Source organism: Proteus penneri (assembly GCF_022369495.1).
Lineage (GTDB): Bacteria > Pseudomonadota > Gammaproteobacteria > Enterobacterales > Enterobacteriaceae > Proteus > Proteus penneri.
Genome location: NZ_CP059690.1, coordinates 2,959,813 through 2,984,986, shown reverse-complemented (window position 1 = coordinate 2,984,986; position 25,174 = coordinate 2,959,813). Strand labels below are relative to the sequence as shown.

Annotated in this window: 22 protein-coding genes; 18 read left to right on the top strand and 4 right to left on the bottom strand. The window is 39.2% G+C overall.

Translation table 11 applies throughout. From position 1 onward, the window contains the following. Positions 1-57 precede the first annotated feature (57 nt). On the bottom strand, positions 58-1,200 hold the full coding sequence (gene caiA, locus H1225_RS13480) for a crotonobetainyl-CoA dehydrogenase (RefSeq protein ID WP_006536200.1): 1,143 nt from the start codon (positions 1,198-1,200) through the stop codon (positions 58-60). Between the two features lie 41 nt (positions 1,201-1,241). Then, the gene (gene caiT, locus H1225_RS13475; RefSeq protein ID WP_006536199.1) at positions 1,242-2,756 is read right to left on the bottom strand and encodes an L-carnitine/gamma-butyrobetaine antiporter; all 1,515 of its coding nucleotides are present in this window, start codon (positions 2,754-2,756) and stop codon (positions 1,242-1,244) included. Positions 2,757-3,356: 600 nt separating this feature from the next. On the opposite strand from caiT, the gene H1225_RS13470 reads away from it, so the two are divergent. From H1225_RS13470 to H1225_RS13395, 16 genes are all read left to right on the top strand, one after another. Further along, the gene (locus H1225_RS13470; protein WP_006536198.1) at positions 3,357-4,130 is read left to right on the top strand and encodes an electron transfer flavoprotein FixA; all 774 of its coding nucleotides are present in this window, start codon (positions 3,357-3,359) and stop codon (positions 4,128-4,130) included. 11 nt (positions 4,131-4,141) lie between these two features. Then, positions 4,142-5,080: an FAD-binding protein gene (locus H1225_RS13465; protein WP_109848191.1), complete on the top strand. Its 939-nt coding sequence runs from the start codon at positions 4,142-4,144 to the stop codon at positions 5,078-5,080. A gap of 56 nt (positions 5,081-5,136) precedes the next feature. Beyond that, positions 5,137-6,429, top strand: coding sequence for an FAD-dependent oxidoreductase FixC (gene fixC / locus H1225_RS13460; RefSeq protein ID WP_072064406.1), 1,293 nt, complete (start codon positions 5,137-5,139; stop codon positions 6,427-6,429). Continuing rightward, positions 6,426-6,713, top strand: a complete 288-nt coding sequence (gene fixX / locus H1225_RS13455; RefSeq protein WP_109400055.1) for a ferredoxin-like protein FixX — start codon at positions 6,426-6,428, stop codon at positions 6,711-6,713. The genes fixC and fixX overlap by 4 nt, the downstream gene beginning before the upstream one ends. An 85-nt stretch (positions 6,714-6,798) precedes the next feature. Then, a complete protein-coding gene (locus H1225_RS13450; protein WP_072064404.1) occupies positions 6,799-8,121 on the top strand; it encodes an MFS transporter in 1,323 nt (440 codons plus the stop codon). A 463-nt stretch (positions 8,122-8,584) separates the two neighbouring features. Further along, a complete protein-coding gene (locus tag H1225_RS13445) occupies positions 8,585-10,222 on the top strand; it encodes an AMP-binding protein (RefSeq protein WP_109848192.1) in 1,638 nt (545 codons plus the stop codon). Between the two features lie 66 nt (positions 10,223-10,288). Continuing rightward, on the top strand, positions 10,289-11,524 hold the full coding sequence (locus tag H1225_RS13440) for a CaiB/BaiF CoA transferase family protein (protein WP_006536191.1): 1,236 nt from the start codon (positions 10,289-10,291) through the stop codon (positions 11,522-11,524). A 36-nt stretch (positions 11,525-11,560) separates the two neighbouring features. Further along, complete coding sequence (locus tag H1225_RS13435; RefSeq protein WP_072064401.1) at positions 11,561-12,388, top strand: acyl-CoA dehydratase activase; 828 nt, start codon at positions 11,561-11,563, stop codon at positions 12,386-12,388. Continuing rightward, positions 12,385-13,626, top strand: coding sequence for a 2-hydroxyacyl-CoA dehydratase subunit D (locus tag H1225_RS13430; protein ID WP_109400051.1), 1,242 nt, complete (start codon positions 12,385-12,387; stop codon positions 13,624-13,626). The genes H1225_RS13435 and H1225_RS13430 overlap by 4 nt, the downstream gene beginning before the upstream one ends. Then, positions 13,626-14,759 (top strand): 2-hydroxyacyl-CoA dehydratase subunit D, encoded by a 1,134-nt coding sequence (locus tag H1225_RS13425; protein WP_109848193.1) that lies wholly within the window; start codon positions 13,626-13,628, stop codon positions 14,757-14,759. The genes H1225_RS13430 and H1225_RS13425 overlap by 1 nt, the downstream gene beginning before the upstream one ends. An 80-nt stretch (positions 14,760-14,839) precedes the next feature. Further along, positions 14,840-16,159, top strand: a complete 1,320-nt coding sequence (locus H1225_RS13420; protein WP_006536187.1) for a GntP family permease — start codon at positions 14,840-14,842, stop codon at positions 16,157-16,159. Positions 16,160-16,254: 95 nt separating this feature from the next. Continuing rightward, on the top strand, positions 16,255-17,394 hold the full coding sequence (locus H1225_RS13415) for an acyl-CoA dehydrogenase family protein (protein WP_109848194.1): 1,140 nt from the start codon (positions 16,255-16,257) through the stop codon (positions 17,392-17,394). A gap of 54 nt (positions 17,395-17,448) precedes the next feature. Continuing rightward, positions 17,449-18,225 carry a putative electron transfer flavoprotein FixA gene (fixA, locus tag H1225_RS13410; protein WP_161670879.1) on the top strand — a complete coding sequence of 259 codons (777 nt, stop codon included), beginning with the start codon at positions 17,449-17,451 and terminating at the stop codon, positions 18,223-18,225. Positions 18,226-18,236: 11 nt separating this feature from the next. Further along, entirely contained in the window at positions 18,237-19,178 is a 942-nt protein-coding gene (locus H1225_RS13405) for an FAD-binding protein (protein WP_239739163.1), read from the top strand. A 63-nt stretch (positions 19,179-19,241) separates the two neighbouring features. Next, complete coding sequence (locus tag H1225_RS13400) at positions 19,242-20,528, top strand: FAD-dependent oxidoreductase (protein ID WP_239739161.1); 1,287 nt, start codon at positions 19,242-19,244, stop codon at positions 20,526-20,528. Continuing rightward, a complete protein-coding gene (locus H1225_RS13395) occupies positions 20,525-20,809 on the top strand; it encodes a ferredoxin family protein (protein ID WP_006536179.1) in 285 nt (94 codons plus the stop codon). The genes H1225_RS13400 and H1225_RS13395 overlap by 4 nt, the downstream gene beginning before the upstream one ends. 74 nt (positions 20,810-20,883) lie before the next feature. Here the strand turns inward: H1225_RS13395 and H1225_RS13390 are convergent, their stop codons facing one another. Further along, a complete protein-coding gene (locus tag H1225_RS13390; RefSeq protein WP_006536178.1) occupies positions 20,884-21,849 on the bottom strand; it encodes a helix-turn-helix domain-containing protein in 966 nt (321 codons plus the stop codon). 938 nt (positions 21,850-22,787) lie between these two features. On the opposite strand from H1225_RS13390, the gene H1225_RS13385 reads away from it, so the two are divergent. Further along, a complete protein-coding gene (locus tag H1225_RS13385) occupies positions 22,788-23,642 on the top strand; it encodes a helix-turn-helix domain-containing protein (RefSeq protein ID WP_161707266.1) in 855 nt (284 codons plus the stop codon). On the opposite strand, the gene H1225_RS13380 is transcribed toward H1225_RS13385, so the two are convergent. Further along, positions 23,621-24,412, bottom strand: coding sequence for a helix-turn-helix transcriptional regulator (locus H1225_RS13380; protein ID WP_161707267.1), 792 nt, complete (start codon positions 24,410-24,412; stop codon positions 23,621-23,623). The two genes, H1225_RS13385 and H1225_RS13380, sit on opposite strands and share 22 nt — an antisense overlap. A gap of 439 nt (positions 24,413-24,851) precedes the next feature. Between H1225_RS13380 and H1225_RS13375 the strand changes: the two genes are divergently transcribed. Next, positions 24,852-25,130, top strand: coding sequence for a helix-turn-helix domain-containing protein (locus H1225_RS13375; RefSeq protein WP_161724113.1), 279 nt, complete (start codon positions 24,852-24,854; stop codon positions 25,128-25,130). Positions 25,131-25,174 lie beyond the last annotated feature (44 nt).

The window sequence follows — 25,174 nt, the reverse complement described above, 5'->3', positions numbered from 1 at the left end:
CGTAAGTGGTTTAGTGAATACTCTCTCACCTAATCATGAGAGAGTTTTCGTGATTAATTAGCGATACTGTTTAAGTACTGAACGTCCTAATGTCAGGATCTGCATTTCATCAGAACCACCAGATACACGGTCAACACGAAGGTCACGCCAGAAACGAGAAATACGGTGCTCGCCAGCAATACCGACACCACCAAGCACTTGCATTGCACTATCAACTACTTCAAACGCGGCATTTGCACAGAAGTATTTACACATAGCCGCATCACCAGAAGTGATTAAGTTGTTGTCACTCTTCCATGCAGTTTCATATAACATGTTGCGCATTGAATTGAGTTTGATCGCCATATGTGCGAATTTTTCTTGAATTAATTGGAAACGGCCGATAGCTTCGCCAAATTGCACACGCTGGTTGGCATAACGAGCGGCATCTTCGAATGCACACATTGCTGTACCGTAGTTAGTGAGAGCCACTAAGAAACGTTCGTGATCGAACTCTTCTTTCACACGGTTAAAGCCGTTACCTTCACGGCCAAACATGTCTTTTTCTTCAAGTTCAACGTTATCGAAAGTAATTTCACAGCAGCTATCCATGCGTAAACCCAGTTTTTCTAACTTGTTCACTTTGATGCCCGGCTTACTCATATCCACAAACCATTCAGTAAAGATAGGTTTATCTGGAGATGCTGAGTCACGACTCATCACAACAATGTAAGGGGTATAGGCACTACTGGTGATAAAGCATTTGCTACCGTTGAGGTAAACTTTGCCATTTTTACGGGTATACGTGGTTTGTAAGCTACCAACGTCGGAGCCTGCACCGGGTTCAGTGATAGCCGAGTTCCACATCTGTTTACCTGTACCACGAAATGCCATGATTTTATCAATTTGCTCTTGAGTCCCTTCACGTAAGACGGTGTTAAAGCCACCTGGTAATTGATAAAGCACGTAAGTTGGCGCACCTAAACGACCTAATTCCATCCAGATTGCAGCAACAGTAACAAAACCTGCATTTAAGCCGCCGTGCTCTTCAGGGATAAGCAGATTGTCGATTTCCATATCCGCTAAGGCTTTGACAAAACGTTCTGGGTATTTACTTTCGCGATCACACTCAGCGAAATAAGCTTCCCAGTTTTCACTGGCCATTAATTCGCGGACACCGTCAACAAACAGTTCCTGCTCATCATTCAATCTAAAATCCATGTTAATAACCTCTTAATATGTCATTCTTTGCGTATAGCGGATCAGTCTTTCCAATGTACTTTTGCATCTTTAATAAAGGACAAGGTGACCATGATATTGACGAAAAATAGTGGGCATCCTCCGGCGATAATGGCGGTTTGAATAGGTTTTAAACCCCCAAGTGCTAATAGGATGATGCCGATAATACCGACCAGCACAGACCAGCCGATACGCACTAATAAAGGTGGCTCAGAGCCTTCTTTCATAGAGCGACAAGTGGACATTGCTAGTGTGTAAGAGCAGGCGTTAATTAAGGTGACAGTGGCAATAAAGCAGAGAATAAAGAAGCCCCACATTGTCGCTGTACTCAGTGGTAATGCCGCCCATGTTTCGATAATGGCGCGTGGAACACCATATTGCTCAATCAGTTGTGGAATATTGAGAATGTTTTGGTCAATCAGTTGTAAGGTGTTACCACCAAGGATTGTCCAAATTAACCAAGTTCCTGCGGTTAAGCCTGCAACCATTCCTAAACACAGTTCACGAACAGTACGGCCTTTAGAGATACGTGCTAAGAAGATACTCATTTGGATGGCGTAAATAACCCACCATGCCCAATAGAAGACAGTCCAGCCTTGAGGGAATCCACCTTTACCGATAGGGTCTGTATAGAACAGCATACGAGGCATATACATCAACAATGTACCGACAGAATCGGTAAAATAATTGACGATAAAGCTCGCACCACCAACGATAAACACCCAACCCAACATTAAGAAACTCAGGTAAGTACGCACATCACTGGCGATCTTCACCCCTTTTTGCAGACCAAATGCCACGCAAATTGCGTTTAATAAGATCCAGCAAGAGATAATGATGGCATCTAATTGTAGGGTATGAGGAATACCAAATAAGTATTGAATACACTCAGTGACAAGCGGTGTGGCTAACCCAAGACTTGTCCCCATGGCTAAAATTAAGGCGACTAAGTAGAAATTATCAACAATAGTACCGAATAAGCCATTAACGTGTTTTTCACCTACCAATGGGGTTAAGGTACTACTTGGACGGATAACTTCCATTTTGCGAACAAAGAAGAAGTAAGCGAATGCAACAGAAAGAAAACTATACGTTGCCCAAGGTAGAGGACCCCAGTGGAACAAGCTATAAGCAAGGCCAATTTCTTTAGCTTGAGTCGAATAACCTTCCATCCCAAAAGGTGGGCTTGAAATGTAGTAGTATATTTCAATCGAACCCCAGAAAAGGACGGCAGCAGAAGTACAAGACGCAAACATCATAAAGATCCAGCTTGCGGTACTAAATTCAGGTTTGTCTTCCCCTAGACGTTTATTGGCATAACGACCGAAGACCAACCAAAACCAACCCCCGAACATGATAACCATGTACCATTCAAAGGCCCAACCCCAGACATTGGTAACATAGCTGAATACGGCATTAATCACTTCATTTGAAGCATCAAGATCGCGAACCGTTAACCAACATAAAATACCAACAATGATTAATGGCGGAAAAAAAACCTTCGGTTCTATTCCTGCCTTTTTATTATCTTTGCTCATAGGTAAATTTTCCAAATATATTTAGCGCAGAAGTTTAAGTAGTGTTAATTCCTAATAACTAATAAAACAGTTAAGTTTATTTATGAATATTTTGTCTATTGGTGATTCATCATAATAGAAAAATAAAGTCATTGGCTAATTCACAAATTCATTAATGATGAAGAATAATGGATATTATAAGAAATCTATTCTGTTATTCACTTCACACTATTCTTTTTGTCGATTTTATGTTACGGTTTATAACGTTTTGTTTTCATTATAACTTATTGATAATTATTGATATTGCATTATATGTAATCGGCTTGTTATATTCCGTCTTTCAATATTGTTGATCTGAGTGGCAATATTGAATGTTAAATACCGTTATATTTATTATGTTCAATATTGTTGATCGAAGTAGCAATATTGAAAGTTGAACACTTCAATTAAAACTAATTTCAATATTGGTGATGTATTTAGCAATATTGAACGCTATCTCTTCTTTATTTAATAATGTTCAATATTGGTGACCTAGGTTTAATTTTTTAATCACTTAATTATGTTAATTCTATATTACATTGCCAGAGTAAATGACATTATTTATTAATTTCAGGAGATGTAATGAATATTATTACATGTTACAAGAGTGTTCCCGATGAGCAGGATATTACGGTAAATAGCGCGGACAGTTCGCTAGATTTTTCTCGCGCTAATACCAAAATTAGCCAATATGATTTAAATGCGATTGAAGCCGCTAATCAGCTTAAGACGCAACTTGATGGTATTCAAATCACGGCAATGAGTGTGGGTGGTAAAGCTCTGACAAATGCGAAAGCACGTAAAGACGTTCTTTCTCGCGGCGCTGACGATTTAGTTGTTGTGGTTGATGAGCAATTTGAAGCCTCTCTGCCTTATCAAACGGCGGTTGCACTGGCTGCGGCGGCGACTAAAAAAGGTTATGACTTAATTCTTTGCGGTGACGGCTCTGCAGATCTCAGTTCACAACAAGTTAGCTTGCTGGTGGGTGAAATTTTAAATATCCCTGCAATCAATGGCATTAATAAAATTGTTTCTCTCTCTAATGACTCAATAACCGTTGAACGTGAATTAGAAAATGAAATTGAAACACTGACCATTCCATTACCTGCTGTCATTGCGGTGTCTACTGACATTAACACACCTCAAATTCCTTCGATGAAAGCCATTCTTGGCGCTGCCAAAAAACCTGTTCAGCAATGGAGTGTTGCCGATCTTGGTCTGGATGTGATTACTGCGCGTTCAGAGCAAAAAGTCGCGGCACCAAAACAGAAAGTGCGTCAACGCATCATTATTGAAGGTGATGGTGACGATCAGATTGCTGAGCTGGCAGAACATTTACGTAAAATTCTTAAGTAATAGGGGGAGTTATGAGTCAGTTTTCAACTGTTTGGGTATTTAGTGATGCACTTTCCCGTTTACCAGAATTAATGGGTGGCGCTTCTTCAGTAGGTCAATCTATTAATGTATTTACCTTAAATGATGAACAAAGTGCGCTTGCCTTTAAATTAGGTGCAACAGCGGTTTTCCAATTAGAAGGCAAACCAGACGATCGCATTATTGAAGACTATGCACAAAGCATGGTTGAAACCATCAAACAAAAAGGTGATGCAGGTTTAGTGTTATTACCTAATACACGTCGTGGCAAATTACTTGCAGCACGCTTAGGCCATCGTTTAGAAGCAGTTGTTTCTAATGACGCACAATCTTTAAAAGCAGAGGGTGATGCATTAGTAACAAAACACATGGTTTACGGTGGTCTTGCCTTTGGTGATGAAACGCTGAAAACGCCTTATTGCGTAGTGACTGCAAGTGTAGGTGCCTTTGATGTTGCACCAGAAACAGGGGCGACGGGGAATGCACAAAAAGTGGCATGGATTGCGCCATCTCAAACTATCGTTCGTAATTCAGTTCAGCCGCGTGCAATCAATGCAGTCGATTTAGATAAAGCACGCTTTGTTGTCAGTGTAGGTCGCGGTATTGGTAGCAAAGAAAATATCGTCATTGCAGAAGAATTAGCGAAAGCCATTGGTGCTGAAATCGCCTGTTCTCGTCCTGTTGCTGAAAACGAAAAATGGATGGAACACGAGCGCTATGTCGGTATTTCTAACCTGATGCTGAAACCAGAACTCTATTTGGCTGCCGGTATTTCAGGGCAAATTCAACATATGGTTGGCGCTAATGGCGCACAAACTATTGTTGCTATTAATAAAGACAAAAATGCACCTATCTTCCAATTTGCTGACTACGGCATTGTCGGTGATTTAATGAAGATTTTACCTGAATTAACCCGTCAATTATCTAACTGATTTATTTAAGCAGGGAAGGGGACTTCTCTGCGTTTATCGCAAATTCTGGAGATGTTATGTCCGATTCCGAAGATATTTTCGATGCCATTATTGTTGGCGCAGGATTAGCAGGATCTGTGGCTGCACTTGTTTTGGCAAGGGAAGGCGCACAAGTATTGCTAATAGAAAGAGGTAACTACGCTGGCGGGAAAAATGTAACCGGTGGTCGTCTGTATGCACATACTCTTGAACGCATCATTCCTGAGTTTGCGCAAGAAGCACCCGTTGAACGCGTTATTACTCACGAAAAATTGTCATTTATGACTGAAACCGGCGCAATGACAATTGATTACCAAAATGCCGAAGAAAATAACCCCAAAACCGCCTCTTGGTCTGTATTACGTGGTGAATTTGATCAATGGCTAATGGAACAAGCCGAAAATGCGGGTGCACAATGTATTACAGGTATTCGCGTTGATAAGCTCGTCGAGCGTGATGGCAAGATTGTCGGTGTGGAAGCTGATGGTGATGTGTTAGAGGCTAAAGCCGTTATTTTAGCTGATGGTGTGAATTCTATCTTAGCTGAACAGTTAGGGATGACAAAACGTGTTGCCGCTGAAAATGTCGCAGTAGGTGTAAAAGAGATCATCGAATTGCCTGAAAGTGTGATTAAAGATCGCTTTAACCTAAAAGATAACGAAGGCACGGCATGGTTATTCGCGGGATCACCTACCGATGGATTAATGGGCGGTGGTTTTTTATATACCAATAAAACCACGCTCTCTTTAGGTCTTGTTTGTGGGCTTCACCATATTAAAGATGCGAAAAAATCCGTACCACAAATGTTGGAAGATTTTAAACAGCATCCTGTTGTTGCTCCGCTCATTGAGGGTGGAAAAATGGTGGAGTACGGTGCGCATGTCGTTCCAGAAGCGGGCTTAAGAATGCAAAACGAATTAGTACGCGATGGTGTATTAATTGCTGGTGATGCAGCAGGGATGTGTATGAACCTTGGTTTTACTATCCGTGGCATGGATTTAGCGATGGCATCTGGTGAAGCGGCTGCAAAAACGGTGCTTTCTGCTATGGCAAAAAATGATTTTAGTAAACAATCACTCAATGAATATCTCAAACATTTAGAAGATGGCCCATTGCGCGATATGAAAGCGTATCAGCGTATGCCTGATTTACTTGATAATCCTCGTATGTTCACTGCTTATCCTGAAATGGTCGTTGGTATCGCAAAAGATCTCTTTACCGTTACGGGTGAAGCACCCGTACCAATGCGTAAAACCATGCTGCGTCATACCAAAAAAGTCGGTTGGATGAATCTGATCAAAGATGGGATCAAAGGAGTAAAAGCAATATGAGTTCTCCCGTAAATGTCGATGTCAAACTAGGCATCAATAAATTTAATGTCGATGAAGAAAATCCACATATCGTCGTTAAAGAGCAACCCGATAGGCAGGTATTAGAAACCTTAGTCAAAGCGTGTCCTGCAGGTCTATATAAAAAACAAGAAGATGGCACTATCAGTTTTGATTATGCAGGATGCTTAGAGTGTGGAACGTGTCGAATTCTTGGTTTAGATAGTGCGCTTGAAAAATGGGAATATCCACGCGGAACTTTTGGCGTGGAATATCGTTACGGATGATGTATCGCTACTTTTCTCCCAGAGCTGTCTCCGGCCTGGGAGCTTTTCTTTTTTATTTTATTTAGAAAAATACCAGGACACAGTCATGCAACCCAGAAACTTTGATGATATTCGTTTTACCTCTGTACATCGTCGGGTGATGTTATGGGGGAGTGGCGGCCCTTTTCTTGACGGCTATGTGTTAGTGATTATCGGTGTGGCATTAGAGCAACTCACACCGTTATTACAGCTTGATGCACGATGGATCGGTCTGCTCGGTGCGGCAACATTAGCAGGGCTTTTTATTGGTACATCACTCTTTGGTTATATTTGTGACAAAGTCGGTCGCCGTAAAATGTTCCTCGTGGATATTGTGGCTATTGCGCTTATTTCGATTGCAACGATGTTTGTGTCAACGCCAGTGGGCTTGTTGGTGATGCGATTTTTGATTGGGATTGTGATTGGTGCTGACTACCCGATTGCGACATCAATGATCACGGAGTTTTCCAATAAAAAACAACGCGCTTTCGCTGTCGGTTTTATTGCCGCAATGTGGTATATCGGGGCAACATGTGCCAACTTAGTCGGTTATCTTTTATATGATGTTGCAGATGGCTGGCGCTGGATGTTGGGCAGTGCTTTTATTCCTTGCGCTATTATTTTAATTGGCCGCTTTGATTTGCCTGAATCTCCGCTTTGGTTAATACGTAAAGGGCGTATTCAAGAGTGTAATGAAATGATGATCAAACTCTTTGGCGAGCCAGTGGTTTTTGAAGCGGAAGATGCCAAAAAAACGCGTTTTATCGAGCTATTTAATAAACGTCACTTCTCTTTTGTGTTGTTTGTTGCGGTGATTTGGACTTGCCAAGTTATCCCAATGTTTGCCATTTATACTTTTGGGCCACAAATTGTCGGTTTATTAGGATGGGATACTGGACGAAGTGCGGCACTGGGTAATGTGGTCATCAGCCTATTCTTTATGTTTGGGTGTATTCCCGCTATGTTTTGGTTAAACCAGACAGGACGACGCCCATTATTGATTGGTAGTTTTGCCATGATGACATTGGCATTATTCGTGCTGGGTGTTTTCCCTAATCTGCCTATTTTATTTGTGATCTTAGCGTTTGCGACTTACGCCTTTTTCTCTGGTGGTCCCGGAATTTTACAATGGCTCTATCCTAACGAATTGTTTCCAACCGATATTCGTGCATCGGCAGTGGGCATAATTATGTCGATAAGCCGTATTGGTACGGTCATTTCAACTTGTGCATTACCTGCCTTTATCGCTACTTACGGGATTAATACGACGATGCTAGTGGGTGCCGCAATCTCTTTATTCGGCATGATAGTTTCTGTGTTGTTTGCACCAGAAACCAAAGGATTAACGCTTAATCAGACTTCAACCATGCCAATGAGACGGGGTAAATAACACCTTTAATTGATAAGCAAGAAAATAAGTTAAGCAATTTAAATCATTTTTTATTTAGATGTTATAAATTTTAATCGTTATTGTATTTATTTTTATATTATTTTAATTTAAATTATCACGCCAATAATTATTGATAAGATTTGTTTATACCTTAAAGAGAGATGAGGCTATTTATATTAAAGAGAGTGATTTTATTATTTAAATAAAATCACACTCTCTTTTATTTTTAAAAATAACACCTTTATAACGCCTTAGTTTCAAATTTATTTCATTGTTATTAATTCATCTTCAATTACAAATTATATTTAACTCATCAAATCTAGACCCCAATCACAAATCTCTCTCAGACTATTCAAATGACGAAAAACAGTTCGTTATTTACCAAGAATGAATAATTTCCCCTACTCAGAATAAGGTCATTACAGACGTAAACACCAGCAAAAAAGCGGTTGAGTAGGTATTTATGACCTTATTAGAAACGACAGTTAAAGAATGTCTAAACAATATTGTAAAGCAATATGCTTCACAAATAGCCTTGATTGAAAGCCAAAGTAAAAAGACACTTTCTTGGCAACAATTACAACAAGAAGTAGAAAATGTTGCGCGTGGTTTTTTAGCGATTGGTTTAAAAAAAGGTGATCGTTTAGGTATTTGGTCTGCTAATAGTAAAGAGTGGATAATTTGTTTTCTTGCTGCGGCTCAAATTGGTGTTCCTGTTGTTTGTATTAACTTTCATTTTAAAAAAAGAGAGTTATTAGATTTATGTCGATTAACCGGTATTAAAGCCTTATGTTTTTCTGATGGGTTTAAAAGTAATGACTTTATTGAAGTGATTAATTGCCTTGCTAAAAAAGTAACTGAAAATAAGGATGTATTACCCCAGTTATTTATTAGCATGGGAAATAAATCAGCAGAAAAAAGCGTCTCATTATCTCAATTAAAAGCAATTAGCCAAACAATATCAGAGAAAGAATATCAACAGGCTATTTCACAAGTCAGTGTAAAAGATTTACTGACTATTCAAATGACTTCAGGCAGTACAGCGATGCCTAAAGGTGTCATGTTAAGCCAATATAATGTGATTAATAATGCCATGCTGTCAGCACAGCGATTAGGCGTAACGCATAACGATGTCATTTGTCTTGCGGTTCCTCTGTTCCACTGCTTTGGGCTCTCTTCTTGTCTCTTTTTTGCGTTAACAACCGGATGCCAATTAGTTCTTCTTGATAACTATTGTGCTGAAGATGTTTTAAACGTCGTCCAAGACTATCGTTGCACCGTTATGCATGGCGTACCAACGATTTTTAGCCGTTTAATGAAACACGAGCAGTTTTCTCACTACGATTTATCTAGTCTTGATAAAGGCATTATTGCCGGAGCAAGTTTTCCTCCTGCGTTAATTAATGAGATTGAAAATACGCTAGGAATGAAAGGGATCACCGTCTCTTATGGACAAACAGAAGCTTCGCCTTGTTGTACTCAAACATTACCAAACGATGCATTACCCATAAAACGCAGTTCTATCGGTAAACCATTACCTTTTGTTGAAATGAAAATCATTAGTCCAAAAACGGCTAAACCTGTGCCAGTGGGCGTTTTGGGTGAAATTTGTACCCGAGGCTTCCATGTGATGATGGGTTATGACAATGCCCCAGATAAAACCAAGGAAGCTCTAGACGAAGAAGGTTGGTTACATACAGGGGATATTGGTTATGTCGATGAACAAGGAAATTACCACTACGCCTATCGCATGAAAGAGATTGTCGTTCGTGGTGGTGAAAATATTAGCCTTTGTGAAATAGAAGAGGCCATTGCGGAATATCCCGGTGTTGACGCAACGAAAGCGTTCGGCATTCCTTCTGTCGATTTAGGTGAGGAAGTGATTGCCACTATTTGTGTGCAAAAAGACTGCACCCTAAATGAAAGCGAATTACGTGCATTTCTACAAGAGCGACTAGCTCGTTACAAAATCCCCAAAGAACTCCATTTCTTTACGCAGTTTCCTCATACCCCTTGCGGAAAAATTGATGTGCAAGCCCTGAAATTGCAATTGGGTTATGGCGTTTCAATCAAGGATGAAAAAACCAAAGTAGCGGGTTAAGTGACAAAGGATTTATCCACATTCTGACAACAGCAGTATGAAGTCTAAAAATAATTAGGAGAAAAAATGACAAGTCGTAAAGCACTAGAAGGCGTCACAGTAGTTGAGTTGGCGACCTTTATTGCCGTACCCGCAGCGGGTCGTATTTTAGCTGATATGGGTGCGAACGTAATCAAAATTGAATCCCCAAGTGGTGATAACTTACGTTACACCGCACCGACTGAAGGCCGTCCGTTAGATCAACATGAAAATACCAGTTTTGATTTAGAAAACGCCAATAAACGTGGCATCGTGTTGAATACGAAAACAGAAGCAGGGAAAAAAATTCTGTTTGAGCTGCTAGAAAAAGCGGACATTTTCTTAACTAACTGGCGTCCTGGGGCAAGAGAACGCGCAGGGTTAGATTATGAAACGTTAAAACAACGCTTTCCAAAATTAGTTTACGCCAGCGTGACAGGCTATGGTGATGAAGGTCCAGATAAAGACTTACCCGGATTTGACTACACGGCATTCTTTGCTCGTGGCGGCATTTTAGGTTCGCTGTACCAAAAAGGCACAGTGCCGATGAACGTGATCCCTGGCCTTGGTGATCACCAATGTGCATTAGGTTTAGTGTCTGGTGTGCTAGCTGCTTATATTCGCGCTAAAAATATTGGTCAAGGTGAGTATGTTTCAACTAACTTACTGCATACTTCAATTTATACCCAAGCAATCATGATCCAAGCGGCACAATACCCAGATTATGGTCAGCCGTATCCAATCGATCGTCGTAATACCACCAGCCCATTTATTCTGGCTTATAAAACAAAAGATGACCGTTTTATTCAAGTCTGTATGCCTGTTTATGACGCCTACTATCCAACCTTTATTTCTTGTATTGGTCGCCCAGATTTAGCGCAAGACACTCGTTATACACGCCTACAAGAAGTGGCAAAAAATAATCGCTCCCCTGAATTATATGACCTGATTTGGCAGCAAGTTGAGCAAAAAACAGCGTCAGAGTGGGCCGATATTTTCACCAAAAACGATATCCCATTCAGTATTGCGCAAACTTGGGAAGAGGTACTGGAAGACAAACAGGCTTGGGCAATTAACACCTTCTACAGCATGAAGTACAAAAATGGCAGTGAAAAAGCCTTAGTTCGTCCACCAATTGATTTCTTAGAGAGTGGCTTACCTGAATATCGTCGTGGTCCTTTGTTAGGTGAAGACACACCGTCTGTATTAGCTGAATTAGGGTATAGCGCAGAAGAAATTGCCAGCCTTGAAGCCAATAAAGACGTGATGACGTGGAAAGAATAATCCACTTATTTTTTTAATTTTCAGGAGAGCAAAGGCATGCAACAAGACATTTTCACAATGGGCGTTGATATCGGATCGTCTGCATCAAAATGCATCATCATGAAAAATGGTGACGCGATTGTCGCTAAATCACTGGCATCAGTGGGTGCAGGAACTTCTGGGCCTGAAAAAGCGATCGCTGAAGTATTAAGCCAGTTTGGTGGCTCCCTCAGTCAGATCAGTTGGATCTGTGCAACAGGATATGGCCGTAATTCTCTGAAAGAAGCCAATAAAGAAGTGAGCGAACTGAGCTGTCATGCCAAAGGCGCGCACTTTCTTTTTCCGGGCGTAAAAACAGTGATTGATATCGGTGGTCAAGACGTTAAAGCACTTCATATGGATGGTGTGGGCCGTTTATTAAACTTTGTGATGAATGACAAGTGCGCTGCCGGTACAGGACGCTTTTTAGATGTCATGTCGAGAGTATTAGAAACCAAGATTTCTGATCTCGCTCAAGAGGGCGCTAAGTCCACTAAAAAAGTCACGATTAGCTCAACCTGTACAGTGTTCTCTGAATCAGAAGTCATTTCTCATCTCGCGAATAACGAAACAATACCCGACGTGATTAATGGTATTCACCGCTCTGTGGCTAGCCGTATTGCTGGTCTTGCAAAACGAGTGGGGGTTGAAGCCCCTGTCGTGATGACAGGCGGTGTTGCCAGTAATTTTGAAGTTGTTCGTTATGTAAGCGAAGAGCTGAACGCCTCTATCGCTACCTCACCTTTATCACAATACAACGGGGCGATAGGTGCCGCCATTTATGCCTTTGAAGCGTACCGCCATCAATTGGAAGACGATGCGTTAACAATAGGAACATCAAAATGAGCAATGTAGATATGAATGCGCCGGATTATATTCCTGCGAAAAAACGACTGCAAAAAATCGCTGCTGATGCTTATCAGCGTGCGTGGGATGCTAAAAATAGCGGTGAGAAAATAGGGTGGTGTGCCTCTAACTTCCCTCAAGAAATCGCTGAAACATTAGGTTTATGTGTCGTTTACCCCGAAAACCAAGCTGCTGCGATTGCAGCAAAAGGCGCGGGTTTAAAAATGTGTGAGCATGCAGAAAGCATGGGATATTCCAATGATATCTGTGCTTATGCTCGGATCAGCCTCTCTTACATGGATATTAAACAGTGTGAAGAGATGGATATGCCTCAGCCTGACTTCTTGCTGTGCTGCAACAATATCTGTAACTGCATGATCAAGTGGTATGAAAATATCGCATACGAATTGAATATCCCAATGATCCTTATCGATATTCCTTATAAAAATGATTATGACACTGATGACGTGACAGTGAAGTATGTTCAAGCGCAATTTGATGATGCGATTAAACAACTTGAAAAAGTCACTGGCAAAGTCTTCTCTGAAGAAAAATTTAAAGAAGTTTGTGAAATCTCACAACGCACAGGGCGTGCATGGCTAAAAGCCGCAGAATATTGCCAATATGAACCGTCTCCAATGAATGGTTTTGATCTGTTTAATCACATGGCTGTTGCTGTTTGTGCTCGCGGTAAATTAGAAGCCGCACTGGCTTTTGAGCAACTGTGTGAAGAGATGGAACAAAACATCAAAGAGAAAAAATCGACTTATCGCGGTGAAGAAAAATACCGTGTTCTCTTTGAAGGTATCGCCTGCTGGCCTTATTTGCGTGCCACATCTACCCCGTTAAAAGAGCAAGGTATCAACGTTACCGCTACTGTTTACGCCACTGCATTTGGTGTGATTTATCAAAATAGTGACGAGATGATGCGTGCTTACTCTTACGTTCCTAACTGTGTCTCTGTTGAGCGTGCGGCAGATATGCGTATTGATGTGAGCCGTCAAAATAAAGTTGATGGTGCAATTATTCACGTTAACCGCAGTTGTAAGCTCTGGAGTGGCATTATGCCCGAAATTGAGCGCCGTATTCGCCATGAACTTAAGATCCCAACGGTGACGTTTGATGGCGACCAAGCAGATCCTCGTGTTTTCTCTGAAGCGCAGTATGTCACCCGTGTTGAAGCATTAACAGAAATTATGGCTGCGAATAAAGCAGATATGAAAAAGGGAGACATCTAATGAAAACATTAACGGATAGATTTGATGAGCTGCAAGCGGTGGTGGATAACCCCGTTGCGCAATTAGAAGGTTTTATTCGTAGTGGCAAAAAGGTGATTGGTTGTTTTCCTGAATATACTCCGAATGAAATTGTCTATGCGGCAGGTATGGTGCCTTTTGGCATTTGGGGCGCGGAAGGACGTGAGATCTCAGAAGCGAAGAAATATTTTCCGCCATTCTATTGTGCATTGGCACTTTCTTCACTTGAGATGGGATTGGATGGTGCGCTGAATAAGCTGTCAGCAGCCATAATTCCTTCTTTGTGTGACACCTTAAAATGCTTAGGGCAAAACTGGAAAGCCGGTGTGCCACAAGTGCCTTTTATCCAATTGGTGCATCCACAAAATCGTAAAACCGCAGCGGGTATTGCTTTTTTAACCGAACAATACAAAAAAATTGCACTGCAATTAGGGGAAATTTCAGGTCTGCCTGTGACAGATGATGCACTAAAAAATGCGATCCATCTGTTTAATCAGCGTCGTGCCGCGTTACGTGAATTTTCAGAGATGGCTGCGCTTCATCCAAACTTAATCACGCCACAACGTCGTAATACTGTGATCAAAAGTGGTTATTTTATGGATGTCGTTGAACATACAAAAGCCGTTGAAGCCATTGTTGCACAATGCAAAACCTTATCTGCAGAACCTTGGAAAGGACACAAAGTTGTTGTGACAGGCATTATTGCGGATAGCCCTTCTATTCTACAAATTTTGGCTGATAACAAGATGGCGATTGTGGCAGATGAAGTGGCACATGAGTCTCGTCAGTTCCGTCAAGATATCCCAGAAAATAACGCACCTTATGAAGCAATGGCAGAGCAAATCGCCCAGCTTGAAGGGTGTTCACTTTTATATGATCCAGAGAAAAAACGCGGCCGTTTAATTGCCGATATGGTGAAAAACACAGGTGCTGATGGTGTTGTCTATTTGCTAACAAAATTCTGTGATCCTGAAGAATTCGATGCCCCGATAGTGAAGAAATTCCTCGATAGAGAAGGCATTCCTTCCATCATTATCGAAATCGATCAGCAAACTAAAACGTATGAACAAGCTAGAACGGCACTGCAAACTTTTGCTGATGTGCTTTCTGCTTAACAACATTAATCAATAGTCACAAAAGACCTGTGTGGATAGCACAGGTCAATTGAACCCTAACACATATAAGTGGGGCAATCATGGGTATTATTTGTTTAATCATTGGGCTAGCGATATTAATGATCATGTGTATGAAAGGCATACATATCTTCATTTCTGTCTTTACCACTAGCCTATTTCTTGCTGTGACTGCATGGCTTGTATCACCCGATATGCTTAATCCTGTCGATGCACTGTTACAAGTGTATACCGGTGGGTTAGGTGGCTATTTTGGTAGTTTCTTCTTCATTTTCGTACTAGGTGCGATTTTTGGCAAATTAACCGCTATCAGTGGCGCTGCTGATAGTGTTGCCTCTTTTATTATTGGTAAATTTGGTGAAAGAGCCGTTATTCCTTCATTAGTTGCGGCTTGTGCCATTTTAGCCTACGGCGGTGTTTCAGTGTTTGTTGCACTGTTTACTGTTTATTCGATGATGGTGAGTTTATTCCGCAAAGCCAATCTTCCTCGCAGACTTATTCCTGCTGTCTATTTTGCCGGTGCAGGTACGTTTGTGATGATCATGCCGGGATCACCACAAATCCAAAACCTTATCCCAATGAAGTTCTTAGGTACGTCAGCTACGGCCGGTTTAGTACCGGGTATGTTGACAGCATTGTTCCAAATCACCTTAGTGATCATTTACCTCACTTGGTTATTTAAGCGTGTAAAAGCGAAAGGTGAAGGCTGGGTTGAAGACGAAAAAACAGCGAAGGCAGAGGAAGGTAAAAAAGATCGTCAATTACCCAATGTGCTCGTTGCATTACTCCCTATGCTTATTTTGCTGGTCGTGCTGAATATCCTGAAATGGGACCCTGCTATCGCACTATTCTGCGCCATTATCGCCGCCTTGATTGTGTATTTACGCTATCTCGATTGGAAAAAGCTCGTACCTAATTTGGCTGCAGGAACAATGGAAGGGGTGACCTCTCTCTTTAATACGGCGGTTATTGTTGGGTTTGGGGCATTAGTGATGACCTTACCTGCGTTCAAAGAATCATTCCAAGCGATTGCTCAATCGGGGCTGAATCCACTTGTTGTGACTGCAATTTCGGTCGGCGCTTTGGTGTTTATCAGTGGCTCAGGCTCCGGTGCGTTAAGTATTGCTATGCCAATGATTGCTGCAATGTTCCCTGCAACTGTGGTTGATCAAGGCTCCTTACACCGTGTGGCCACCATGGCATCAATGAGTACAACTCCGCCATTTAACGGATTGATTATTACTGTCTTTAGCGTTTGTGGTGTCAGCCATAAAGAGGGCTATGGCCCTGTAGGAACGTTAACTCTCGCTATCCCATTGTTAGCCATGATGTTTATGTTGCTGCTGTACACCTTCTTACCTGCATCCATAGCGACGATGTAGCAATAACGTTAACCGATTAATGCGTGCGATAAGACGACAAACGTGAAATCGCACGCCATAGAGATACCCCTATCTATTCACAGAGGAAGATAAACATGGATTTTCAGCTAACAGAAGAACAAGTCCTGATCCGCGATATGGTCAGAGAGTTTGTTGAAAATGATATTAAGCCTATTGCTGGCGAAATTGATAAAGAACACCGTTTTCCAAGTGAAAGCGTTGCACCTATGGCTGAATTAGGACTCTTTGGTTTCAATATTGATGAAAATTATGGTGGAACAGAAGCTGATGCAATTAGCTATGTATTAGCAACAGAAGAAATGGCAAAAGTCAGCGCTGCACACGCCATGATCATGGGGTCACAGTGTTCATTAACTGGGCCTGTTATTCAAAAATATGCTGATGAAGCAACCAAAGCACGTATTTTACCGGGAGTGGTTTCAGGTGAACAAATTGGTTGTTTCTGTTTATCCGAACCAAGTGCGGGTTGTGATGCCGCAGCTCAACAAACAACTGCAGTTCGTCAAGGTGATAATTATGTGATCAATGGCTCTAAATTGTGGATCACAGCAGCCCCTCAAGGTGCATTCTTTATCGTATTTGCCATGACTGATAAAAGTGCGGGCGTTAAAGGGATCACGGCATTCTTAGTTGAGCGTGATAACCCAGGGATCAGCATTGGTTTACCAGAAGAAAAAATGGGTATGAATGGTTCTGAAACCTGTTCTGTCAGTTTTAGTGACTGTGTTGTACCTGTTAGCGCACGTTTAGGTGCTGAAGGTAAAGGCTTTAGTATTGCCATGGAAACCTTAGATGGTGGCCGTTTAAGCTGTTCAGCGATTGCGTTAGGTATCGCACAAAGTGCATTAGATGCCACGATTGATTACACCAAAGAGCGTATTCAATTTGGAAAACCTATTGCAGCCAACCAAGGTGTGCAATGGATGCTAGTGGATATGGCTACCCGCGTAGATTGTGCTCGTATGTTGGTGTATCGCGCAGCTGCGGCAAAAATTGCTGGGCTTCCTTATACCCGCGAATCAGCACAAGCCAAGTTATACGCTTCTGAAACAGCAACCTATGTAACTCAAAAAGCCGTTCAACTCCACGGCGGTATGGGTTACACCAAATCTTATCCTGTTGAACGCCTAATGCGTGAAGCAAAACTCACTGAAATTTTTGAAGGCACAAGCGAAGTGCAACGCATGGTGATCGCTAAACATATTTTAGCGTAATGACATTGGGATTTTATTAATTTGCTCCCTTGAGCAAAACGGAGAATGTGAATTATGAAACTTATTGCCTGCTGTAAGGTTGTTCATGACGAACAAGACATCACAACGCGGCCTGATCGTACACTCGCAACTGATAATGCGGGTTTAAAAATTAGTTTATATGATTTAAATGCAATTGAAACCGCAGTAGAAATTGCCTCGGCTATAGGGGATAGCACCGTAACCGCATTAAGTGTGGGGACAAGTGCCATGGTAGAAAACGCGAAAATCAAAAAAGATATTTTATCGCGTGGCCCTGATGCATTAACACTTGTTGCTGATGATGCTTGCAATGCTCTTTATTCAACAGATACCGCCAATATTATTGCGCAAGCCGCACAAAAAGTGGGTTTTGATTTATTAGTTTTCGGTGAAGGTTCTGGTGACTTATACGCTCAACAAACAGGTTTAGCGGTAGGTGAGTACTTAGGCTTACCTTGTGTTAATGCCGTTAATAAAATCACCGTTGAAGGTGACAAAATCATTGTTGAACGTGATCTAGAAAATATCACTGAAGAGCTAGAGCTGACATTACCTGCCGTTGTCTGTGTGACATCAAGCATTAACACCCCAAAATTACCATCAATGAAAGCCATTTTAGCGGCGAATAAAAAGCCGGTTGAGAAACTTGGGTTAGGCGATATTGGTGTTGATATTTCAGCACTGACAGTAGTGCAAACACAAGTGTGCGCACCAGAACAGACTGATCGCCTTGGTATTATTTTAGAAGGTGATTCAGATGAAAATATTGCCACGTTTGCTGAGCATTTACGCCAAGCGGTTAATCAATAAGGAGATTAAAAATGGCTAGTTTACTACCTACTACCTTTGTTTATGCCGAGAAAGCGGATGATTTAGCGAAGCTGATAGCGTTTGCTCGTGGTCTTGGCGAAAAAGTGAATGTGTTATTTATCGGTGATGATGAAAGCACGCGTGAATGTGTCAGCCTTGGCGCTGATTGTGTCTATTGCTTTGCGCCACAAGAAGGTGTGATTACTGAAGATTATGCGGCCTCTTTTGCTGAAATTATTAAAGAAGCAGGTGCTAATGCATTGGTTTTATTAGCATCATCAAAACGAGCAAAAGCCATTGCGGCTCGCCTAGGTGTGACGTTAAAAGCGGGTGTTGTCAGTGATGCATTAAGTCTGACTGTTGAAAACAATACCGTGATCGCAACACACCAAGTTTATGGTGGTTTAGCACATGCTAAAGCAGAAATTCGCTCACCTTATGCTATTGCTACCGTTGGTAGTGCATTAGATGTGGAGGTCATTACAGATGCGCCCAATGCATCAGTGGTGCAAGGTGCCTTTATCGCCCCAGCACATACATTAAAAGTGTTAGCACGTAAGCCAAAACAAGGTAGTAGCGTTGATTTAGGTAAAGCGCATTGTGTTGTTGGTGTTGGACGTGGCTTTGGTAAGGCGGATGATATTGCGTTAGCGTCAGCATTGGCGAAAGCCCTTCAAGGTGAAGTGGGTTGTTCACGTCCAATTGCAGAAGGCGAGGGCTGGATGGAACACGACCGTTACATTGGTGTTTCAGGCGTAACCTTAGGTGCGGATGTATATGTTGCTGTCGGTATTTCAGGACAAATTCAACATATGGTCGGTGTAGATAGAGCAAAAATTATTGTTGGTATCAACAAAGATAAAAATGCGCCTATCTTCAATATGGTGGACTACGGGATTGTCGGCGACCTCTACAAAGTGTTACCTGCATTAACAGCAAAACTTGGCGGCTAATTCCCGTCGGTCGCTTAGTGAACGTATGCTAAGCGACCACACATAATAAAAGGATAGAAAAGTATGTCAGACGATATTTTTGACGCCATTATTGTGGGTGGTGGACTTGCTGGTGGTACTGCTGCCTATGTTTTAGCGCAAGCAGGATGTGATGTATTAGTGGTTGAGCGAGGTAATTTCGCTGGCAGTAAAAATATGACGGGCGGACGTTTATACGCACACAGCCTTGAAAAAATTATCCCCAACTTTGCCGAAGAAGCCCCAGTTGAGCGCCTTGTTACGCGTGAAAAGATCTCCATGTTAACACCGACAGATGGTGTGACGTTAGATTATCAGCATACTCAGCAAGAAGAGGAAGCTGCACGCTCTTATACTGTATTGCGCTCTTCATTTGATCAGTGGTTAATGGAAAAAGCAGAAAATGCTGGCGCACAAGTGATCACGGGCGTTCGTGTCGATGAAGTATTAGTAAAAGATGGCAAAGTATGTGGCGTTAAAGCGGGTGATGATGAAATTGAAGCCCATGTGGTTATCCTTGCTGATGGTGTTAACTCGTTATTAGCAAAACAATTAGGTATGACACAGAAAGTTAATCCTCATACTGTTGCTGTTGGTGTTAAAGAATTACTTGAATTTACTCCTCAACAAATGGAAGACCGATTTGGTTGCACCAATGATGAAGGGTTAGCTTGGCTTTTTGCGGGCGCACCATCAGGGGGATACTTAGGTGGTGGTTTTTTATATACCAATAAAAATACCGTTTCTTTAGGCCTAGTTTTAGGGCTACATAATGTCGATAAGTTCGAAAAAACGGTTCCTCAATTATTAGAAGATTTTAAACAACATCCTGTTGTTGCACCGCTTATCAAAGACGGCAAATTATTAGAATATTCAGCCCATATGGTGCCAGAAGGTGGCATGAATATGGTATCTGAATTAGTGAGAAATGGTGTATTAGTGGCGGGTGATGCTGCTGGTTTTTGCCTCAATGTGGGTTATACCGTAAGAGGGATGGATCTGGCGATTGCTTCAGGCGAAGCTGCCGCAAAAGCGGTATTAATGGCGAAAGAACAAAACAGCTACAGTCAAAAAGAGCTGAGTTGTTATCAATCTTTATTAAATGACAGTTTTGTTATGAAAGATATGAAGCTATATAAAGATCTACCTGCTTTCCTCGATAACACCAGATTCTTTACGGATTACCCGCAAATGGCAGCCAATGTTATGCATGATTTATTCGTGATTAATGGTCCAGAAAAACCAGTACGTAAGAAAATACTGTCTCAAGTTAAGAAAGTCGGTGTGATGAACTTAATTAAAGATGGCTTTAAAGGAGTACGTTCTTTATGAGTCAAGTAAACGTAGACGTTAAATTAGGCGTCAATAAATTTAATGTGGATGAAGAAAATCCGCATATTGTCTTAAAGGATGATATCGATCCTGCACAATTTGAAATCTTAATGAAAGCTTGTCCCGCAGGGTTATATAAAAGAGATGAAAAAGGGCAATATCTTTTTGATTATGCGGGGTGTTTAGAGTGCGGTACTTGTCGTGTGTTATGTGGCGAGACGATTTTAAAGAAATGGGAATATCCGTGTGGCACACTAGGCATTGAGTTTCGTTACGGTTGATGTGATAACTTTTATTTCCCCTCTCTAGAATAACCTCCAAAATAGAAACTAGAGGGGGGAGATAATTAATCTATTTATCTCAATGAATGTATTTTTCGATACTCTGAAGGTGTCATAAAAAATTCAGATTTAAATTTTCGACTTAAATTAGAAATATCACTAAATCCACATTCATAAGCCAGTTGGGTAATATTTTTCTCTGCTAAAAGTGGATTAACTAACGCCGCTTTATAATTCTCAAGACGTTTTTGGTAGATCCAACGAAGTACAGAGGTATTTTGTTCTTTAAATAACATCTGTAAATAGCGTACTGAGATCCCACATGCATTAGCACATTCATTCACACTGAGATCAGGATCAGAAAGATGTTGCTCAAGATAGTGCTGAGCAAAATAAAACAGTGTTGATCTTCCTAAGCTTTGCGGTGGTGTCGCAATACTGAATTCGCTAAAGGCTGAGGTAATTAAATTCAATAAAATATCAGCAAGTTGTTGTGCATGTTGTGGTGGCATTGAATCCAAGAATGGAATATAACGCATCACAAAACTATAAACGAGAGAGCCGGTAATGCTATTACCACGTATCGCCCTTGCAGTAAGATTTTGGGTATTACCTAAACGTGATGCCAGTTTCTCCCTTGGGATCAGGATCTTAAATAACGAGTAGTCGTTATCAAAAGACCAAGATACGGGTCTTGCCATATCAAAAATACAAAAGTCGCCTTGTCGCAGAAATGCGGTTCTTCCATCTTGAGTTAGATGGCTGGTTCCTGAACGCTGTATCTCAATTTGAAAATGTTCTTCTAAGCTCAGTTTATGGCTCAAAGGACGGCTACTTGCCCAATGTCCATTAGACTCTAACTGAATAAAGCGAATATTTGTCACCTTTTGCTCGACAATATTGGCATAAAATCGAGAATGAGGAGGCAATTCGACTTCATTGCATTCATAAGACGATAAAAAGCGGTCTTTTATTGTATCCCTGAATACGGAAAACCGATCTACGTCAGGGAGCTCCCGAGTCGTAAACATGCTTTTCATAGTACGCCCACTTTTATTGAAAGTATTTTTGTTGTGTAGCTACTCGTCGAGTATAAAAATGTCTTAACTCAGACAGAAATAGAATAATTTTTTCGATAACGTTAATCTAAACATTAGAATAGTACGTTTAAATAATTATTAATGAAGATATGTATTATCTTGCTTGTTAATAAATTGAAGACAATATATTTAAAAATTTTTAATTTATTTAAACTAAAGTCATGTAAATTATAGAACTAATTTATTGCATTTTTTATGCTATCATCTCTATGCTATTAATCCTAAGTTAATTTCCTATCTTTAGAGAGAGATCTCATAAATAGATTAAGAGTGATTCTTATTAATATCTTATTTATTTCATTCTTTTCAGAGTGTGAGTTAATATGGATTTTATGTACTTAATATAATTGATTGTTAAAATATTTTATATTTTATGGTTAAAATATAATGAGTAATTAGGTTTAATTATATAATTACTGATTTTTGATATTAATGCAGTGGTATATTATATACGGATTTGTTTTTTTATCATAATTAAATGTTAATAGTGACGGTTTTTTTAAATTTTATTAATTATATTAGTTTATAAAATTACTTAATTTATAAAATAGTTTCGATAAACACAGCCCACTAAAATAGTGGGCTGAAAAGGGCTATTTTCTATCTTTAGCATAGAGTATTACCCACATACAGCACCACGTTGTTACCCTTAAGTTGTGTTTATCAATCAGCTCCTGGCTATCTGCTCCTGTCAGGTATCACTAGAGCGGATTTTTTAGGAAAATCTCGAAATTTTAATCACTTTTTTATCACAATGACGGAATATATGTGAAAGATACTTCAATTAGTAATTTATTTTATTTATTTTGCATGATAAAAATAATTATTGTGCTAATGTAATAAATATTACTATATTATAGCTAGTGTAAGGCTAAATTTTGAAAGAAAATATTTTGCAGACTATCCTAGATTGGATAGAAGAAAACTTAAATAGTCCTTTATCTCAAGATGATGTTATAAAAAAATCAGGATACAGTAAAAGGCATTTTCAAGATTTATTTTATAGTTATACTGGCAATACGATTGCTAAGTATATCCTCGCGAGACGGTTATCGTTGTCTGCAACTTTATTACGATTGACAAATCTTTCTGTGTTAGAGATATCAATCGTTTATCAATTTAATTCTCAACAGAACTTTTCAAGAGCTTTTAAACGATACTTTAAAATAACACCAAGCGCTTACCGGAGCTGTGCATACTGGGATTTTACTGATTATATACCGCAATACAGATATTTAACTTTCCCGAGTTTGATGAATAGTGAGAGCTTTGTTTGTCTGTTACATTCTGAAAATGAGGAAAGTGTTTTTTATGTTTATATTCCTTTTGAGCTTAAGGCTAAAGTTGCTCGAACGGGATTAGGTTTTAAGAATAAAAATAAAATAGATAAATTAAAAAGCTTAATAAAAAATAGTTCTGAAATTTATTTAAATGTATATTATAGATATGAAAGAACCACCTCCACTAAGAACATTTTAGCTGTATATAACTTTTTTGAATTTACTAATAAATATGAAACCTTTGTTTCTACAAATGGTGATAGGTATTATAAATTTTCATTTTATGGTACATGGGATGAATATTTCATATTATCTAATGTTATTTATTTTAGAGAGCTACCAAAGTTAAAGGCTAAAAAAAGAGATAGCTATGATATTGAAGTTTTTAATATCAACGATATGAAAGATAAATGTAATATATGCTCATTAGATTATTTCGTTCCTGTAGTATGATTTTTTAGTAATTTTTTAGGTGTTGTATTGTAATATTCTTTAAATTTTTTTATAAAATATGAAGTTGTTTTATACCCTAATTTATTTGATATAGTATTGATATTTAAATTTGTTGTTGTTAATAAATTTATAGCATGTTCCATTCTTGTTTTTGTTAATATTTTAGTAAAGCTTGTTTTTTCAGCCTCGAGTTTTTTTCTTAAAGATGATGTTCCAATATATAGCCTTTTACTAATATCTTTTATTGTCCACTCATAACTTAAATCTTCACTAATGATATTGGTGATTTTATTTGTATATGATGAATTATACATCTCATAGATAAATCCCATCATATTTATTTCTAATCCGCTCAATAAACATGCTATTTTTAATATATATTCATGTTCTATTTTATCAGACGTGACAATTTCATTGTTAAATTTACTTTTTAATTTATTAAATAATAGAATATCTTCTGGTTGAGCCTTTTTTATTAAAACATTATTTTCAATACTCTGTGCATTCTCTTTTAATCTAAGATGGTTAGAGGCAAGGTTTATTTTTAACGCATCTCTAAGAACATCACAAGATAAATAAAGTAAAGTTGGTTTGTTTATATTAGAAAAATATACATCGAACTTTATATCTTTTGATATTATAGCAATACTGTTTTTGTTTATTGATTTTTTAAATTTATTTGTTTCTATTCGTATTTCGCTGTCTTTCGTTAGTAGCATAATGTAATTAGATAGGGTTAAGTTTTTTAAATGAAAATAGTAATCTTTCATGTAAATAGACTCACTTTAATCCAAGTTAAATTAGTTAAATAGTAATGATAAATATTAATGATCAGTCTATGGTTTTATTTTTATAAATGAAATTATATTTATCATAGGGTGGCAAATAGTGATATTTATTTATCTTTTAGTGTTATTTTTGTGTAAAACAGCTTAGTTAAAGACTGATTTTTTCAAGGTCACTTACATGAATGTGAGTATAACTTTGATTATAAGGATCTATTTTAACATTTTTGGCGATTTAATTAAAAGTTGTGGCAATTTATCTTTTTTTTGAGCGCTATTTTGTTGATAGATATCTTGTTTGTTATTTTGTGGTATTTATTTATTTGTTTGTTTGATTTGGGGAGTGAGGCTAGGTGATACACTGAACTTAAGTGAAATTGTATTTGTAGTATTTCTATCTTTATCCCTGGATTAGGTAATTAAGATGTATGGCTGGAATATTAATTATGTAATAGGAAACGAGGTTAAAGCTATAAGGAAGGCTAAAAAACTGACAGGGATTAATATGTCAAAGAAAATGAATATAAGTCAACAACATTATTCTCGTCTAGAACGAGGTGATGTTAAATGGAGTGTTTCTACACTAGTAGAAGTTTGCTTTATTTTAAATATATCCATTCTTCATTTTATAAAAATATTAGACAGTAAAAAGAGAATAATTATTGATTGTAATTGTGAGTATATTCATAAAGATAAAAAATGAAAATGTAAGGAGAATGAAAGAGGAAAGAATATCATTTTGTAACT